The following is a 16,748-nucleotide window of genomic DNA, read 5'->3' as shown; positions in this document are numbered from 1 at the left end:
ACCAGGCTTAGGAGATTCTGTTACAAAAGGTAAGCCTTTATTTTTATTATTCATCTATACGACAGCATATTCCCACATAATATTTTATATCAACAGCATAACTCCCTTTATTTACTATCGTGACAGGTGACATGGATGTCGCCGTTTCTCTGTGTTACATGGAAGTAACATCAGAGAAACAGAGGTTTTTGTCACTTTTGACCTTTCAAAAGTGAGGAAGCCTATACAACATCTATTTGAATTTCATGTGATATGAGGCTGTGCTTTTTTATCAAAGTCATCTAAATCGACTTTAAATAACAATTCCAATTCAGGCTATATAACCTAAGACTCTAGATAACCCATATATGGATCAGAAATTGAATCTTCTTGAGTTTCAATACGTCCTGCAAAACGACGACTAAACGTAGCGTCATCAGCTAAGGTCACCGTGAAATCATACCAACCACCAAATTCAGACATATCCCAAACCAGTTCTTTTTCAGAACTATTGGTTTCTATAGTCCATGTCTTGTTTGGAAGATAAGCATTTGCTTTGACGTTGAGCTTGACTGACTTATTACCATCATGACGCACTTTTAAATACAAATTCGCATCACATTCTTCTACACATACTCTAATTTCCGGTAATGCTTGAGTCTGGTTAGCTTGACTCAAATTACCTTTAAACGCACGGTGGAAACCATTTGGTCCGAGTACCCATAAATCATACTGCCCATTTGTAGCATTCCATACATCATCGAGCTGTTTACCCGCCTCAACCATATAACGACGTGGAATTGCCGTAAGATCTAATCGGTTATAGACATGAAAAACGGCTGCTTGTTTACCTGTATTAGAGAACATCAGCTTAATCGTTTTTTGAGTGACATCGACTTTGGCACTGGTGTGCAAAATATATGGCAAAGCACGTGATGGCCTAATTCCCATTTCCTGCTGAGGAAATTGCTGCTGGCTCGGAACAGGAACTTGTGGCAATAAAGCTTGAGCAACACGAATCGCATCGGCTTCGGCTTTGGTTTTCTTCCCATCTAGTTCAGCAACAGGCAGAAGGTTCGGTGTTTTAAAATTAAATGCCGTCGTTAAATCACCACATACAGCACGGCGGTAAGGGCTAATGTTAGGTTCTTGCACACCAAAGCGTTTTTCCAAGAACTGTAAAATAGAGGTATGGTCAAAGACTTGAGAATTTACCCATCCTCCACGGCTCCACGGCGAAATCACATACATGGGAACGCGTACCCCTGGTCCATACACTCGACCATCTGGCTTAGGTTGAGATTTTGAAGTCGCTACTGCTGGATGGTTAAAGTACTCATAAGACACTTGCTGATCGTTTAAAGTCGTTTTTCCATATACAACACCGTTTACATCTTTAGACGGTGCACTTGGTGAAGGGACATGGTCAAAGAAACCGTCATTTTCATCGAAGTTCACCAATAAAACGGTTTGGCTCCACAACTCAGGGTTTTCAGTTAATGCATTTAATACTTCCTGAATATACCAAGCGCCTTGTACAGGACTAGATGGCCCAGGATGTTCACTGTAAGTTGCAGGAGCGACCAACCAACTCACCTGCGGTAATTTACCTTGTGCGATATCAGCTTTAAAAGTTCCTAAAAAACCACCATCCGGCATGGTATTGGCAATACCTTTGTAAAGTGGTTGAGTCGCATCAATCTTTTCATCGTATGCTGGACACGTTAGTGTGTCGTTACTGACAGGTTGACCAGATTGCTCATTTGCACGGCGATACTGTTTGAAGCCAGCTAACGGGTTATCGGTAAAGTTATCCGGCATATTTTGATAGACTTTCCATGTTACGCCAGCCTGCTGTAAGCGCTCAGGATACGTCGTCCATTCATAACCTTCTGTTGATGCCCCAATCCCATCAAATTCATTTACAACACTCGCAACACCTGCACCTGTAGGACCATTCGTTCCAGTCCAAATAAACTTACGGTTTGGGTTGGTCCCAGCATGCATAGCACAGTGGTAAGCATCACAAATGGTAAAAGCATTCGCTAAAGCAAACTGATATTCGACTTCTTGTTTTTTATAGTAGCCCATCGACTGTGGTTTTTTATAAGCGACCCAATCACTCATACGGCCATTGTCCCAAGCTGCTTGGCCATCAGACCATGAGTGAGGTGTACCTGAAACACGCTGAGCATTTCCTAAACGGCTGTCGAGATGGTAAGGCAGTACTTTATTTTTCTTAGCGTCGTATTGTTCCCACACCTTGCGACTTTCTGTCATTGGAATGGTAAAGCGGTCACCAAAACCACGTACACCTTTTAGTGTTCCAAAGTAATTATCAAATGAACGGTTTTCCTGAGTCAAAATCACGATGTGTTTAACATCTTGAATAGTTCCACTTTCAACTTTGGCATCAATAGCTAAAGCTTTTTGAATACTCAGCGGGAAACTCGCTAAAGCAGCTGTCCCAAACATGGTTTTTGTAGAGTTTAAAAGAAATTCGCGACGATTCATTAGTTCTATCCTAGTTCTTATTATGGTGCACAGTGCATTTTGCAATTACTGGTGGGCGGTGTTGTTGGCGATGAATTATCTGAGTCGTTATCATCGTTACAAGCACTGAGCATGAGTGCTAAAGAGGTAATTAATAAAAGTGAAAGTTTTCGCATTGGTTTTTTCCAAACGGTTTAAATGCGAACTACTAATAAAGCGTTAAAGTGACAGGCAAGTGATGTTTTTATGTCGATTTGATGAAGGCATAAAAAAACGCATCCGAAGATGCGTTTTTTAGAAAGCGTAAAATTACCAGCCTAAAGCTTCTTGTTGCTTTTTAATGAGCTCGGCAATCCCTTTTTCAGCCATTTCTAACATGGCATTGCTTTGAGCGCGGGTAAACGGTTTGTCTTCGGCAGTACCTTGAATTTCAATAAACTCGCCAGCTTGTGTCATTACTACATTTAAGTCAGTTTGACAGTTCGAGTCTTCTTCATAGCAAAGATCAAGCAACACTTCGTCTTGATACATACCGACAGAAATTGCAGCAACCAACCCTTTAAGCGGATCATGCTTAATTTTCTTTTGAGACAATAAAACATTCATCGCATCAACTAATGCTACAGCAGCACCAGTGATTGAAGCAGTACGCGTACCACCATCAGCCTGAATCACGTCACAGTCGATGGTAATCGTGTTTTCACCGAGCTTTTTCAGATCAACCATCGCACGTAAGCTACGGCCAATCAAACGTTGGATTTCTTGAGTACGACCAGTTTGTTTACCACGAGCCGCTTCACGGTCACAACGTGAATGTGTTGAACGCGGTAACATGCCATATTCTGCCGTTACCCAGCCTTGGCCTTGGCCTTTTAAAAAGCGTGGCACTGAGTTATCAATGCTTGCAGTACAAAGGACTTTGGTGTGACCAAATTCGACCAGCACAGAACCTTCAGCATAACGGGTGTAGTTTCGTGTAATTTTCACTTCACGTAATTGGTCTAATGCACGTTGGTCAATACGCATAATCCTTCCTAACTTCTCTTAAATACAAACTTGGGCATAGTATAGCAAAGGATTTTGACAGGTTGAGTTTATTCCCTACTTTCAAATGTAAGTCTGCAAGTTTCATAACTCAAAAATAAAAATAGCCCCTAAAAAGGAGCTATTTTGAATTAACTGAGATTACGCAAATTTGAATTTTGCTTTTAACTTTTCTAATGTCTGCATTACTTTTCCAGTGGTATGGTTTGGCAGTGAACATTTCGCTAAACGTACCCATACACTCCAGAACTGGTGCATAAAGTTCGCTTCATTGTAATTAATGCCATATTCTGCGCAAAGTGCCTTAATTTTCGGGGCTACATCTTTATAGCGGTTAGCTGGCATATCTGGAAATAAATGATGTTCAATTTGATGGCTTAAGTTACCACTCATAAAATGCAGCCATTCTGTACCACTAAAATTACTTGAACCACGAATCTGGCGTAAGTACCACTCTGCCTTAGTTTCAGTGTCTGTATTATCAGGCTCAAACGTTTCTGCATCTTCAGTAAAGTGACCATTAAAAATCACCGCAGATGACCACAAGTTACGAATAATATTCGCAACTACATTTCCTGCAAAAACCGGTAAAAACATAGGGCCAGAGATCACAGGGAAAAATACGTAGTCTTTTAAAACTTGGCGTGTGGCTTTTTTACGGACTTTAGCCGAATCTTTCCAAACCTGTTTCCAGCTCTTGGTTTTATAAACTAATGCATCTTCAAGATGTAAGTTTTGCACGCCTACATACCACTCAAAGAAAAACATTAACTGTAGACCTAGAGGAATATTAAACAGGTGGCGAGGTTCCCACTTCTGTTGATCACTTACTCGCAAAATGCCATAACCGACATCATGGTCTTTACCGACAATATTGGTATAGGTGTGGTGCACATAGTTATGTGTTTCACGCCAGTCATCACCCGAAGCAATGGTATCCCAATCGTAAGTATTACCGTTCAGGCTTGGTTCATTTAACCAGTCAAACTGCCCGTGCATGACGTTATGACCAAGTTCCATGTTTTCTACAATTTTAGAAATGCCTAATAAGCCTGTGCCTAGTAGCCAAACAGGCGGAATCCACCCACCAAACATCAACATGCCACGTGATGCGATTTCGGTATAGCGAACAAAATTACGTACTTTGTAGATATATTTTGCATCTTGCTCACCAAGACTTTGCATAACGTCTTGACGAATCTGCTCAACACGGCGACCAAACTCTTCAGTCTGTTCAGGTGTTAAATGAGCAGATTTAGAAACAGTAGAAAATTCTAATGCCATATTCATAAGGTTAATCCTCTTTAATTCTTTTTATAGATCAATCGTGACTGGGCTTAATGCCTGGCTCACGCATAGTTTAATTGGACGGTTCGGTTGATCTTCAATTTCACCAGTTAACAGGTTTTGAGTAACTCCGCTTACCTTGGTACAGCTGCATTTATTGCAGACACCCATACGGCAACCATGTTGTGGGCGTAAACCGGCTTGCTCTGCACTGCTCAATAAATTTGTTTCAGCTAAAAACTCGTGTTGAGCACGGCGGAAAATAACAGGCTGTGCTGCATGTGTACCAGTCACTTGAAGTGGCTGAAAATACTCTTGATGAAGCTGCGACTGAGCACCTTTTTGTATATAAATTTCATTCGCCTGCTGCATCATGCCGTGATGACCACAAACATAAGTTGCTGTATGCTCGAAATCTGGAACCAGCTTTTGCAGTAAGCTTTTAGTTAAATGCTGTTTTTGCTCGCTGGTATTAAAAAAGTGATATTGAAGCTGTGGGTGCTGTTCTGCCAAAGCTTTTAATTCAGCATGGAAAATTTCCGCACGATTAAAATAAATGACATGAATTTGTTCAAGTTGCTGTTTTAAAGCTTGCTGCAAGAGTGAATAAATTGCAGTTATACCGCTTCCGGATGCAATTAAAATGGCAGGCTGTTGGCCTTGATGCAAAATAAAATCACCTTGTGGCTGTGAAATTTCAACACACTCACCCACATGTAACAGTTGAGCTGCACGAGACACCAAGCCTTGGACCTTAATACCTAAAGCAATTTCACCTTGCGTTGTCACTTCAATAATCGAGTAACTACGTTGTTGGTAAACGCCATCGATAAGTAAAGTCAGTAAAATACTTTGACCTGCGCGGACCTGATCGAAATTAAAATTACGATTTGGTTTAAGTCTAATGAGCACCATATCGGTATGAAGTGGCTGAACGGCGGTAACTTCTGCAAGTACCCTTTTCCACGCCCAAGTCACGTTAATTTTCTGCAAGACAAAATCAACGAAATCTTCTCGAACCCAATGTGGCTGATAACTAAGTGTTGCGTTCATACGTTCCTCTTTTGTATCTGGCTATTTATTTGAGTGAACACATGTTCATATAGTGAACATATGTACACTATATTTATAACCGTTCACTCAGTCAACACTTGTTCACTATTTTTTTTATGAAAGTTTGCTCTTTTTTGTTAGACTTTGGCTCACGGTTTAAATAGGTTCTTTTAATGTCGATACGCGATGAACGAAAACAGCAAAGTCGTCAGGCACTTCTCGATGCAGCCTTGCATCTAAGTACGTCTGGGCGTTCGTTCAGTAGTATCAGTTTGCGTGAAGTTGCACGTGAGGTAGGCTTAGTACCGACAGCGTTCTACCGCCATTTTCAGGACATGGATGAGCTCGGCAAGGAATTGGTCGATCAAGTTGCCCTACATTTAAAAAGTGTCTTACATCAACTCGGTCAAAGTTATTTACAGCACAAGTCTGCTAAAACCCAAACCAGTATTGAGCTATTTGTGCAGGCGGTGAATCATAGCCCTAAGCAATGGCAATTTATGATTGCTGAACGTTGGGGCGGCTCAGAAACAGTCCGTGCAGCAATTGCACGAGAAATTGAATTTCTGATTGAAGATCTAACAACTGATCTTACGAAACTTGAAAATTTTAAACATATTCAAAACTCTCAAGACTTAAATGTCTTATCTACCATTTTGACTAATATGTCATTTACATGGGCAATGACGTGGCTCAACCTATCGAAACAATATCAAGGTGAACAGCTCAAGCTGCAACAAACTGCCTTTATTGAAAATGCTTCTACACAAGTTCGCTTACTCTTTAGAGGGATTGCAAACTGGGAACGATAGAAGCGGCAAATGACAAAAAACAGGTTATGTGGTAATACGTAAAGAGAGAAAGAAAAAGGCTAAAAATTTCGAGAAAAGTCTTTTTCTTTTTTACAGGAAGTAAACTATTAGTTAGGCCAAACTGGTGTGGGAATACCTATGAATCTTGATCGTCATACACAGTTTTTGATGCGTAAAGAAAAAATTCTGAGCGTGGCAGAAAAGTTGTTATTAGAAAACAATCAGGAAATTACTCTAGACGAGTTAGTGGCCGAGCTAGATATTGCTAAAGGCACACTTTATAAGCATTTTAGAAGTAAAAATGAGCTTCTACTTGAGCTCATTATTCAAAATGAAAAGCAAATTTTAGAAATTTCTAAAAAATATAATACAGATTTCAAAGAGTATGCTCCTCATTACATGCTTCATCATTTACTTGCACCGGGTAAAACGATTCTATTGCATCAACTTGAAGAAAATCTGACGATGACAGAGTCTAAGTTGAAGCATCTTTTCGAAGAGCTGTATGAAATTCGACAGCAGCGTATTTTGGCAATTAAAGATATTACCGAAAAGTATTTAAAATCATTAAATTATGACATGTCGATTCGTGATTATTTGTCTTATATCTGGTCACTGACTTATGGTGCATCACTACTTTTAAATTCTACTTATTATCAGCGTTCGATTGGTTCTCGCCAAAAATTAATTAATTTATATATTAATCAAGCATTATCACTGCCGACTCAAACCGCTAATTTTGACGTTTTAAATTTTCAAATTGAAGATGAAAACCAGAAAAATTAATTGAATTATTTCGTGATAATTAACGATAAATTAAATATAAAAATGGGCTTCGTATGAAGCCCATTTTTTGAAGTAAAGCCTAAACAACTTATTTTGCTTTACGTTCTTTCTCAATTAAATAATTAAGAACTTGAGTAACTTTACCATCTTCACCCTGCACAACATATTTACCATTCACGACCACTGCAGGTACGCCTGTTAATTGGTACTGTTGAGCAAGTTTATTTGACTCAGCAACTTTTGCCGTCACAGCAAACGAGTTATAAGTACTATTAAATTTCTGCTCAGGTACGCCATAACGAGTAAAGAATTTCGCAGCAGAAGCCTGATCAAAAATTTGTTGACCGTTTACTTGAATCGCATGGAATAGTGGTAAATGCGTACGTTTACGTACACCTAATGCCTCAGATGTATAATACGTACGCGCCCCTTGTTCCCACATTTTATTCATTGCAGCAGGTGTACGTACAAAACGTACATCTTTAGGAATCTGTTTTAACCACGTTTGCATATGCGGTTCAAGTTTAAAACAGTGTGGGCATCCATACCAAAAGAACTCTCGAACTTCGATTTTCCCCGGAACTTCCACTTTGCCTGGATTGGCAATCACGGTGTAGTCTTTACCAGCAACAAAATCTGCTGCAATTGCACCACCCGATACGGCCATAATTGCTGCACTCAAACCACCCAAAACCAATTTTTTCATTGCTACAGCTTTTCCTCTAAGTTGTTATGCATTAGCTTATGCCCTAAATATAAAACAAATATGCTAAATTCGTTTTGCTTCTGTGAAGTTTTTTATTGGGTTTATCGCTTTTTTCCCAATAATCGCTACACTAACGGCGAACTACATCCAAAAAGATAACTCAAGTTTAGAGGTAGCACCATGTCGCAATTGAATGTTGATTTACAAGAAATCGCAAAGTTTGAAGCACTTGCTGCCAAATGGTGGGATCAACATTCTGAATTTCGCCCCCTTCACCAGATCAATCCACTACGTCTTAACTGGATTGATGAACGTGCAGGCGGTCTCGCTGGTAAAAAAGTACTTGATGTCGGCTGTGGTGGCGGTATATTGGCCGAAAGCATGGCACGTCGTGGCGCAGATGTATTAGGTATCGATATGGGTGAAGCACCTCTAGCTGTCGGCCGTTTACATGCTCAGCAAGAAAATGTTCAAAATATTGAATATCGTCAAATTCCTGTAGAGGAATTAGCACAAGAACAGGCTGGTCAATATGACGTGGTGACTTGTATGGAAATGATGGAACACGTTCCAGATCCAGCATCTATTGTAAAAGCTTGTCAGGCTCTGGTTAAACCGGGCGGCCATGTGTTCTTCTCGACCATTAACCGTAACCCAAAATCTTATTTATTTGCCATTATTGGTGCAGAGTACGTCCTACGCATGTTGCCAAAAGGTACGCATGATTATCATAAATTTATTCGACCATCTGAAATGGCACATGATATTCGTAATGCAGGTCTTACGTTAAAAGAAATGACTGGACTACATTACAACCCACTGACCAAGCATTACTGGTTAGCGCCAAATGTTGACGTTAACTATATGGTTCATACGATTAATACAGGTGCATGATGAAAGCTGTTTTATTTGATTTAGACGGTACGCTTATCGATACAGCTGCGGATTTCATTCGTATTATTCAGCAAATGTGCCGTGATGCAAGACGCCCTGTTGTAGAAGCCGATCTTATTCGCACTCAGGTGTCTGAAGGTGCACGTGCGATGGTGAAATTGGTCTATCCAGAGCTGGATGTGGCCAATCCAATTTTCTTGGCACATCGTCAAAACTTTTTAGATCTGTACGGCAATAATATTGTGGTTGATACAGATCTGTTTGAAGGCATGTATCCACTCTTAGAAGAGTTAGAAGCTGCACAAATCCCCTGGGGTATTGTGACCAACAAACCGCGCGGATTAAGTGAATCTCTTTTAGAAAAGTTAAATCTGACCGAACGCTGTGCAGTTTTGGTATGTCCTGAAGATGTCAGTAAAACCAAGCCAGATCCAGAACCAATGTATTTGGCCGCTAAACAGTTGAATATCCCAGCAAATGAAATTATCTATGTGGGTGACCATCCACGTGATATTGATGCTGGTCGCAATGCCGATATGTATACCATCTTGGCAGCTTATGGCTATTTACCTATCGAACACCGTGATGATTTAGCATCATGGCAGGCCGATTCGATTGTAAATACAGTGACAGAATTACACGATATGTTACGTCAAAAGCTTCCTGCTCTACAGGAAAATCAGCGTATGATAAGTTAACATCAGAGTTTTATAGACTTTTTTAACGGCTATTCGTTTTATCAATATAAAAAGAAGGAGGTTTACCAATGAAATATTCAGAATACCAACCTCGTCCGGATCTACTCAAAGATCGAATTATTTTAATTACCGGTGCTGGTGATGGAATTGGGCGAGCTGCGGCTCTAAGTTATGCCCTACATGGTGCAACCGTTGTCCTGCATGGTAGAACCTTAAATAAACTTGAAGTTATTTATGATGAAATTGAGAGTCTAGGTGCACCTCAACCCGCGATTTTACCGCTACAGCTTTCAAGTGCATCTGACCGTGATTATGATTTTTTAGTCGATACGCTCGAAAAGCAGTTTGGGCGTCTAGACGGTATTTTGCATAATGCGGGTATTTTAGGTGAACGTGTAGAGCTAGCACATTATCCTACAGAAGTATGGGATGACGTAATGGCAGTTAACTTACGTGCTCCGTTTGCCCTCACTCAAGCTCTATTACCACTTTTGCAAAAGTCAGAAAATGCCTCTGTTGTATTTACCAGCTCGGGTGTAGGCCGTGAAGCACGAGCTTTATGGGGCGCATATTCTGTCTCCAAAATTGCAATTGAAGCAGTGAGTAAAATTTTTGCAGCGGAAAATACTTATCCAAATATCCGCTTTAATTGCATTAATCCTGGCGCAACACGTACTGCAATGCGTGCGAAAGCCTACCCACAAGAAGATCCGAAGACACTACCTACACCAGAGTCTATCTTGCCTGCTTACCTCTATTTAATGGGTGAAGACAGCTTGGCACTCAATGGTCAAAGTATTGATGCGCAGGATTAAAAAGTTAAAGATGAAAAGTTAAATTTAATTACGGCCAATCATCAAATCTGGCTTGCCTATACCTGAAAAGATATACAAGCCTTTTTTATTATTGATAAAAACCCTTGATCTATCCGTAATTTTAATTGAACCATTAAATGATCTTCACAGTTTCTCTGCATTTTGCGCGTAGAGTATTCAACATGAGAGACATCAGATGTAAACGAGGATGCATCATGAAAAAGTTGTTCACCATCTTAGCCCTATGCATAACCGTACTGACCACCAGTATGGCGAGCTTTGCTGATCCCCCTTTTGACCGAGGCCATGGCCCTAAAGGTCCTAAAGGCGGAGGACCACGCGGTGAGTGGAATGATCGTGGGCCAGGATTTGGGCGTGATCATGATGATGATCGTATCCGTGACGAACGCCGTATGCGCGAAGAGCGTGGCTTTGAACGCTTAAAACAACATCGCTGGCAGCCTGGCTATGTTATGCCACAGCACTATCGTGGTAATGGCTATAAAGTCGACTATAAAGACAGTAACTTGCCAAAACCAGGCCGTAATCAGCAATGGTATAAAATCAACAATGACTATATTTTAGTCGACACAGATTCTAATAGCATTGTGAGTATTCGTGGTTTTTAAGGCGATAGACCCTCGCTATCGCTGAATAAAAAGGATAAAGCCTCTGGGTTTTATCCTTTTTTATTTTTTATATTCTTAAATGATGAATTTTCTTAATTTCTTCTTATTTCATAGAGAGTTTTCACATTTATTCTTCTTGGCCTCCACGATTTATCTGCAATTGTTCACTAATCTTTAATTATTGAAATTCAGCTCATCATTCGAGGTTTACAATGAAAAAATTAACAACAGCGATTGTTCTTTCTCTTAGTGGTTTAGTTGCAACAACAGCCATGGCAGCACCAAACGATCATAATCATCATGGCAATTACCAAAACCATGAAGTAAAAACAGTTAAAGTGATTAAAAAAGATGATCATCGCAATGCGTGGCGAGTAGGCCAGGTTGTACCGCATGAGTATCGACATTCACGTTATGTGATTGACTATCGTCAACATCAAAAATTGACTAAACCAGGTCGTTACCAAAAATGGTATAAAGTGAATGGAAATTATGTACTGGTGAATGAACAAAGTCATAAAATCATTAGAGTGGTTTACTAATTTAAAACTTTTTAAGCACCCAAATTTCAATTTGGGTGTTTTTTTATCTAAAACATGCGGCTTTAATCTTTTTTGTTTAGAATCATCTTTATATCTTTTTGCTGTTGATTCGAGATCGGTATGTCAAGTAAGCCTGTAAGTAAGTCACATAATAACACCCAGCATTATGTACACTGGTTTCGACACTCAGCGCCCTACATTAATGCTCACCGCGATAAAACATTTGTGTTGATGTTTGGTGGTGAAGCAGTCCGACATCCTAATTTCGAACATATCATTCACGACATTGCTTTATTGCACTCTCTTGGTATTCGCTTAATTCTCGTGTACGGTGCGCGTCCGCAAATTAATCAAAATCTTAAAGAAAAAGGAATCGAAACTCCTTTTTATGATAACAGCCGTATTACCACACGTGAATCTTTAAGCTGTGTCATGAGTGCTGTAGGTTCTATCCGCCTAGAAATCGAAGCATTGCTTTCTATGGGCTTAGCAAACTCGCCAATGTACGGCGCTCGCATAGATGTGGTATCAGGTAATTTTGTGACTGCTAAACCTTATGGTATTCGTGATGGCATGGATTTCCAGCTTACAGGTGAAGTTCGTTCTATCGATACAGATGCGATTGATCGACACCTCGATAATCATAATATTGTACTGCTAGGGCCAACAGGTTACTCCACTACAGGTGAGGTGTTTAACTTGCGAGCAGAAGAAGTTGCGACCAAAACTGCAACTTATTTAAAAGCAGATAAACTCATTTTTCTAGGTGAGCAACAAGGATTGCTGAATGAAGATGAGCAAATATTACGTGAATTAAGCCCACATCAACTGGACTACTATATTCAACAATACCAAACCATTAGCCCAACACTCACCTTGCATTTGCAACAGGCAAAAAAAGCATCTTTATCAGGCGTACACCGCGTTCATCTTATTTCTTATGCCTATGATGGCGCCCTTCTCGAAGAGTTATTTACTCGAGATGGTATCGGTACCATGATTACCGATGCGCATTATGAAGAAGTTCGCATGGCCAACATTCAAGATGTGGGCGGTTTAATGAATTTATTACGTCCATTAGAAGAAGAAGGTATCTTAGTTTATCGTTCGCGTGAACGTTTAGAGCAAGAGATTAGCCAGTTCGCTGTTATTGAGCGCGATGGTACGATTCTAGCGTGTGCTGCACTTTATCCAATTCCAACCGAATTTAATGAAACACGTTCAGCAGAAATTGCCTGCGTCGCAGTACACCCAAGTTATCGTAAATCGAACCGTGGTAGCCAGATTTTGCAATTCCTTGAAGAAAAGGCAAAAGAACAAGGTATTCGTCAATTATTTGTTTTAACCACCCGTACCGCCCACTGGTTCTTAGAGCACGGTTTCCATCAGGTGAGTGTTGATGACTTACCAAATGCTCGTCAGGCACTCTATAACTATCAAAGAAATTCTTTAGTCTTTAAGAAACTGCTTCCTTAGCCTTTGCTAATTTTAAGATATTCTTATTTCAGATAAGCTTAGTTCAAAAAGTACAACCGTAAACACGATTAATTTATGGTTGTACTTTTTTTAAATCTAAATTTTTTAAGGTTTTAATATTTTTTTATTTTATTTACATCAACTTAATCAAAATTCATTAAATATATTTCTAATAGATAAATCTTTTTTTCGCATAAGTTTATAGCCTATTGTGTTTAGCTTTTTTTTGCATAAATAAAGACCGAATACTTATTTTTTCTGAAATAAAAATCCATTTAGGGTATCTGCTCATCCAATTATTTTTTTCTTTTTCTCTTTCGGGGAGCACGAAATCTCATGGCACTTTTCAACACCACTTCATGGGCAAAATATTCAGTCATCGCGGCCAGCCTTGCAGGAGTGATGATGTTAAGTGGTTGTGCCAAAAAAGAGGAACAAGCCACCACAACCTTAAATATCGGCTATCAAAAATATGGGATTCTTCCTATTTTAAAGGCTCGTGGTGACTTAGAAAAAGCATTAAAAGAACAAGGCGTGCAAGTGAAATGGGTTGAGTTCCCTGCTGGCCCTCAATTGCTTGAAGGTTTAAACGTAGGAAGTGTTTCACTCGGTGAAGCAGGTGAAGCACCACCGATCTTTGCTCAGGCTGCCAATCCAAATTTAGTCTATGTCGCAAACCAACCTGCTGCGCCAAAAGCTGAAGCACTATTGGTACAAAAAGACTCTCCAATCCAATCTATTAAAGATTTAAAAGGCAAACGTGTTGCTCTTAACAAAGGCTCGAATGTTCATTACCTATTGTTAAAAGTTTTAGAAGCCAACAACTTAAGCTTAAGTGATATTCAACCAGTTTATTTACCGCCATCAGACGCTCGTGCTGCCTTTGAAAAAGGTGCTGTCGATGCATGGGTGATTTGGGACCCTTTCTTTGCAGCAGCTGAACATCAAATTCAGGCGCGAGTTTTAGCAACAGGCGAAAACTTGGTGAGTAATCATCAGTTCTATTTAGCTGACCGTAAATTTGCAGAAAATAATCCGAAAGTACTCAATACTGTTGTACAGACACTTAACCAGACCACTGAGTGGGTAAGTTCACATCAGGATGAAGCTGCCAAATTACTCGAAAAACCTACCGCACTTGAGTTTGATGTACTCAAAACTTCCATTTCACGTATGGGTTTTGGAGTTCAGCCAATCTCTGACAAGGTGGCACAAGAACAACAACAAGTGGCTGATGCTTTTTATGCACAAAAGCTCATTCCAAACAAACTCACCATTCAAGATGCCATTTTAAAACTGAAATAAACCTAGCTTGGGCACGGCTTAAATAATCATATAAATGCTGTGCCTGACCTCAAGGGGAACAAGGATATCAATATGCAACATCAATCATTATTTAATAAGAATCAGTGGACACAATTAATTAAGCGCCTCAGTGTAGTCACTGTATTAGGCTTAACAATCGCAGCGCCAGCTTGGGCAATTGACCCAACTGTGAAAGAACTTCGTATTGGTTTTCAAAAAAGTTCGATTAACTTTGCGATTGCCAAACAACAAAAATTATTTGCACAAGAATTTCCAAATGCCAAAGTTACTTGGAACGAGTTCCCTGCTGGTCCACAAATTTTAGAAGCTTTAGCTGTCGGTTCACTTGATGTAGGCGTTACTGGAGATACACCTCCTGTCTACGCACAAGCGGCTGGCAAGCCTTTATATTACATTGCCTATGAAGCGGCTAAACCACTAGCATCGGCAATTTTGGTTCCTAAAAACTCGCAACTCAAACAGCTGAAAGACCTTAAAGGCAAACGTATTGCACTGCAAAAAGGTTCAAGTTCACATTACTTACTTGTACAAGCCGTACGTAAAGCAGGCCTAAACTGGAGCGATATTATCCCCATCTGGCTTACTCCAGCCGATGCTCGCGCAGCATTTCAAAAAGGTGCTGTTGATGCATGGGCAATTTGGGACCCTTACTTCGCTTCAGCACAACTAGAAGATCAAGCTCGTGTTCTTGCGTCGGGTAAAGGTTTAAGCCCGAACTATACATTTTATTTAGCAGCTCCAAATTTTGTTAAACAACATCCGAAAGCTGTTTCAGGGCTCATCAAACAAATCAATCAAGCCGATAAATGGGTTCAAAGTCATCAAGCAGAAACGGCAGGGGCGATTGGTCAAAGTACAGGTCTTAAACCTGCAACCAGTGATTTATTTATTAAACGCCGTCCGCGCCCTTCATCAGCCGCTCCTCTTAACAGCAAAGTGATTGCTGAGCAGCAGCAACTCGCAGACATCTTTACTCAACAAGGCATCATTCCAAAACCAATCAGTATTAAACAAGCTGTTTGGGGCGCCAAGTAATTTCAATAGATATATAGGTAATGCACATGAAAATTTTCTGGTTTATTCCTACCCACGGTGATAGTCGCTATTTAGGTACAAGTAAAGGCGCTCGTCAGGTTGACCATGCCTATATGAAGCAAATTGCTGTGGCAGTAGATAATTTAGGTTACGAAGGTGTACTTATTCCAACAGGTCGTTCATGTGAAGATCCTTGGATTACGGCGGCTAGCTTAATTGATGCAACTCAACACCTTAAATTTTTAGTTGCATTACGACCAGGGGTAACCACACCAGCTTTGGCAGCACGTATGGCTGCAACGTTTGACCGTTTGTCGAATGGCCGTGTGTTACTCAACTTAGTGACTGGTGGTGATGAGGCTGAATTACGCGGTGATGGCTTATATGAAGATCACTCAACGCGTTATCAAACTGCCAATGAATACGTAAAAATCTGGCGTGAGATTTTGACACGCTCACATACAGGTGAAGCTTTTACATTCCACGGTGAACGTTTACAAGTGGATGATGCAAAACTACTTTACCCACCTGTTCAAAAGCCTTACCCACCACTTTGGTTCGGTGGCTCTTCAGACGTCGCTGTCGATTTGGCTGCTGAGCAAGTCGATACTTACCTTACGTGGGGTGAACCACCTGAAGCCGTAAAACAAAAGATCGAACATGTTCGTGCTAAAGCTGAGGCTAAAGGTCGTAAATTAACTTATGGTATTCGCTTGCATGTGATTGTTCGTGAAACCAACGAACAAGCTTGGGCAGCAGCGAACGAGCTTATCCAATATCTTGATGATGCGACTATTGCTGCCGCACAGAAAAAATTTGCACAAATGGACTCTGTAGGTCAACAACGTATGGCAGCTCTCCATGGTGGTAATCGAGACAAACTAGAAGTATCTCCAAACCTTTGGGCGGGTATTGGTTTAGTCCGTGGTGGCGCAGGTACAGCACTTGTAGGCGACCCTGAAACAGTTGCTGCTCGTATTCAGGAATATGCTGATTTAGGTATTGATACTTTTATTTTCTCAGGCTATCCACACCTTGAAGAATCAATTCGTTTTGCAGAGTTAGTATTCCCGTTATTACCAATTGAAACTCGCGCTAAACTTGCTCAGCCAAATTTAACCGGTCCATTCGGTGAAATTATTGCCAACAATTATGTTCCAGACGAGAAGAAGC

General features: G+C 40.3%; 17 protein-coding genes. 11 read left to right on the top strand and 6 right to left on the bottom strand.

Features of this window, described 5'->3' with window-relative positions; genetic code table 11:
* Nucleotides 1-324: 324 nt before the first annotated feature.
* The 5 genes from J663_RS15875 to J663_RS15860 form a co-directional block, all read right to left on the bottom strand.
* The gene (locus J663_RS15875) at nt 325-2,493 is read right to left on the bottom strand and encodes a phosphocholine-specific phospholipase C (protein WP_033850862.1); all 2,169 of its coding nucleotides are present in this window, start codon (nt 2,491-2,493) and stop codon (nt 325-327) included.
* Nucleotides 2,494-2,513: 20 nt separating this feature from the next.
* Nucleotides 2,514-2,648: a hypothetical protein gene (locus J663_RS19715; RefSeq protein WP_255787789.1), complete on the bottom strand. Its 135-nt coding sequence runs from the start codon at nt 2,646-2,648 to the stop codon at nt 2,514-2,516.
* 133 nt (nt 2,649-2,781) lie between these two features.
* Complete coding sequence (rph, locus tag J663_RS15870; RefSeq protein ID WP_002120794.1) at nt 2,782-3,498, bottom strand: ribonuclease PH; 717 nt, start codon at nt 3,496-3,498, stop codon at nt 2,782-2,784.
* A 159-nt stretch (nt 3,499-3,657) separates the two neighbouring features.
* The gene (locus J663_RS15865) at nt 3,658-4,800 is read right to left on the bottom strand and encodes a fatty acid desaturase family protein (protein WP_081404792.1); all 1,143 of its coding nucleotides are present in this window, start codon (nt 4,798-4,800) and stop codon (nt 3,658-3,660) included.
* A gap of 30 nt (nt 4,801-4,830) precedes the next feature.
* Complete coding sequence (locus J663_RS15860) at nt 4,831-5,856, bottom strand: ferredoxin reductase (protein ID WP_033850859.1); 1,026 nt, start codon at nt 5,854-5,856, stop codon at nt 4,831-4,833.
* A gap of 173 nt (nt 5,857-6,029) precedes the next feature.
* Between J663_RS15860 and J663_RS15855 the strand changes: the two genes are divergently transcribed.
* Both J663_RS15855 and J663_RS15850 read left to right on the top strand, forming a co-directional pair.
* Complete coding sequence (locus J663_RS15855; RefSeq protein ID WP_033850857.1) at nt 6,030-6,668, top strand: TetR family transcriptional regulator; 639 nt, start codon at nt 6,030-6,032, stop codon at nt 6,666-6,668.
* Between the two features lie 138 nt (nt 6,669-6,806).
* Nucleotides 6,807-7,454, top strand: a complete 648-nt coding sequence (locus tag J663_RS15850) for a TetR/AcrR family transcriptional regulator (RefSeq protein WP_025464204.1) — start codon at nt 6,807-6,809, stop codon at nt 7,452-7,454.
* An 88-nt stretch (nt 7,455-7,542) separates the two neighbouring features.
* Here J663_RS15850 and J663_RS15845 read toward each other — a convergent pair whose 3' ends face one another.
* A complete protein-coding gene (locus tag J663_RS15845) occupies nt 7,543-8,160 on the bottom strand; it encodes a thiol:disulfide interchange protein DsbA/DsbL (RefSeq protein ID WP_033850854.1) in 618 nt (205 codons plus the stop codon).
* A gap of 180 nt (nt 8,161-8,340) precedes the next feature.
* Between J663_RS15845 and ubiG the strand changes: the two genes are divergently transcribed.
* From ubiG to ssuD, 9 genes are all read left to right on the top strand, one after another.
* Entirely contained in the window at nt 8,341-9,054 is a 714-nt protein-coding gene (gene ubiG / locus J663_RS15840) for a bifunctional 2-polyprenyl-6-hydroxyphenol methylase/3-demethylubiquinol 3-O-methyltransferase UbiG (protein WP_005804826.1), read from the top strand.
* Entirely contained in the window at nt 9,051-9,752 is a 702-nt protein-coding gene (locus J663_RS15835; protein WP_081403807.1) for an HAD family hydrolase, read from the top strand. The genes ubiG and J663_RS15835 overlap by 4 nt, the downstream gene beginning before the upstream one ends.
* 68 nt (nt 9,753-9,820) lie before the next feature.
* Nucleotides 9,821-10,567 (top strand): YciK family oxidoreductase, encoded by a 747-nt coding sequence (locus J663_RS15830; RefSeq protein ID WP_002120710.1) that lies wholly within the window; start codon nt 9,821-9,823, stop codon nt 10,565-10,567.
* Between the two features lie 215 nt (nt 10,568-10,782).
* Nucleotides 10,783-11,196, top strand: a complete 414-nt coding sequence (locus J663_RS15825; protein ID WP_005071792.1) for an RcnB family protein — start codon at nt 10,783-10,785, stop codon at nt 11,194-11,196.
* A 212-nt stretch (nt 11,197-11,408) separates the two neighbouring features.
* Nucleotides 11,409-11,738 (top strand): RcnB family protein, encoded by a 330-nt coding sequence (locus tag J663_RS15820; protein ID WP_002120775.1) that lies wholly within the window; start codon nt 11,409-11,411, stop codon nt 11,736-11,738.
* A 120-nt stretch (nt 11,739-11,858) separates the two neighbouring features.
* Nucleotides 11,859-13,214, top strand: a complete 1,356-nt coding sequence (gene argA, locus J663_RS15815) for an amino-acid N-acetyltransferase (RefSeq protein ID WP_016802669.1) — start codon at nt 11,859-11,861, stop codon at nt 13,212-13,214.
* A 336-nt stretch (nt 13,215-13,550) separates the two neighbouring features.
* Nucleotides 13,551-14,519 (top strand): sulfonate ABC transporter substrate-binding protein, encoded by a 969-nt coding sequence (locus J663_RS15810; RefSeq protein WP_005804832.1) that lies wholly within the window; start codon nt 13,551-13,553, stop codon nt 14,517-14,519.
* Between the two features lie 72 nt (nt 14,520-14,591).
* Nucleotides 14,592-15,575: a sulfonate ABC transporter substrate-binding protein gene (locus tag J663_RS15805; protein WP_033850852.1), complete on the top strand. Its 984-nt coding sequence runs from the start codon at nt 14,592-14,594 to the stop codon at nt 15,573-15,575.
* 26 nt (nt 15,576-15,601) lie between these two features.
* Nucleotides 15,602-16,748: FMNH2-dependent alkanesulfonate monooxygenase (gene ssuD, locus J663_RS15800; protein WP_033850850.1), on the top strand; the 1,147-nt coding region annotated here is incomplete at its 3' end.

It is taken from the genome of Acinetobacter sp. 826659, assembly GCF_000588515.1.
Classification (GTDB): Bacteria; Pseudomonadota; Gammaproteobacteria; order Pseudomonadales; family Moraxellaceae; genus Acinetobacter; species Acinetobacter pittii.
This window is presented reverse-complemented; position numbering and strand designations above follow the sequence as displayed.

Excerpts from the sequence above, each read along its gene's own strand:
- J663_RS15875 (WP_033850862.1), bottom strand. The coding sequence starts at position 2,493 with ATGAATCGTCGCGAATTTCTTTTAAACTCTACAAAAACCATGTTTGGG.
- J663_RS19715 (WP_255787789.1), bottom strand. The coding sequence starts at position 2,648 with ATGCGAAAACTTTCACTTTTATTAATTACCTCTTTAGCACTCATGCTC.
- rph (WP_002120794.1), bottom strand. The coding sequence starts at position 3,498 with ATGCGTATTGACCAACGTGCATTAGACCAATTACGTGAAGTGAAAATT.
- J663_RS15865 (WP_081404792.1), bottom strand. The coding sequence starts at position 4,800 with ATGGCATTAGAATTTTCTACTGTTTCTAAATCTGCTCATTTAACACCT.
- J663_RS15860 (WP_033850859.1), bottom strand. The coding sequence starts at position 5,856 with ATGAACGCAACACTTAGTTATCAGCCACATTGGGTTCGAGAAGATTTC.
- J663_RS15855 (WP_033850857.1), top strand. The coding sequence starts at position 6,030 with ATGTCGATACGCGATGAACGAAAACAGCAAAGTCGTCAGGCACTTCTC.
- J663_RS15850 (WP_025464204.1), top strand. The coding sequence starts at position 6,807 with ATGAATCTTGATCGTCATACACAGTTTTTGATGCGTAAAGAAAAAATT.
- J663_RS15845 (WP_033850854.1), bottom strand. The coding sequence starts at position 8,160 with ATGAAAAAATTGGTTTTGGGTGGTTTGAGTGCAGCAATTATGGCCGTA.
- ubiG (WP_005804826.1), top strand. The coding sequence starts at position 8,341 with ATGTCGCAATTGAATGTTGATTTACAAGAAATCGCAAAGTTTGAAGCA.
- J663_RS15835 (WP_081403807.1), top strand. The coding sequence starts at position 9,051 with ATGATGAAAGCTGTTTTATTTGATTTAGACGGTACGCTTATCGATACA.
- J663_RS15830 (WP_002120710.1), top strand. The coding sequence starts at position 9,821 with ATGAAATATTCAGAATACCAACCTCGTCCGGATCTACTCAAAGATCGA.
- J663_RS15825 (WP_005071792.1), top strand. The coding sequence starts at position 10,783 with ATGAAAAAGTTGTTCACCATCTTAGCCCTATGCATAACCGTACTGACC.
- J663_RS15820 (WP_002120775.1), top strand. The coding sequence starts at position 11,409 with ATGAAAAAATTAACAACAGCGATTGTTCTTTCTCTTAGTGGTTTAGTT.
- argA (WP_016802669.1), top strand. The coding sequence starts at position 11,859 with ATGTCAAGTAAGCCTGTAAGTAAGTCACATAATAACACCCAGCATTAT.
- J663_RS15810 (WP_005804832.1), top strand. The coding sequence starts at position 13,551 with ATGGCACTTTTCAACACCACTTCATGGGCAAAATATTCAGTCATCGCG.
- J663_RS15805 (WP_033850852.1), top strand. The coding sequence starts at position 14,592 with ATGCAACATCAATCATTATTTAATAAGAATCAGTGGACACAATTAATT.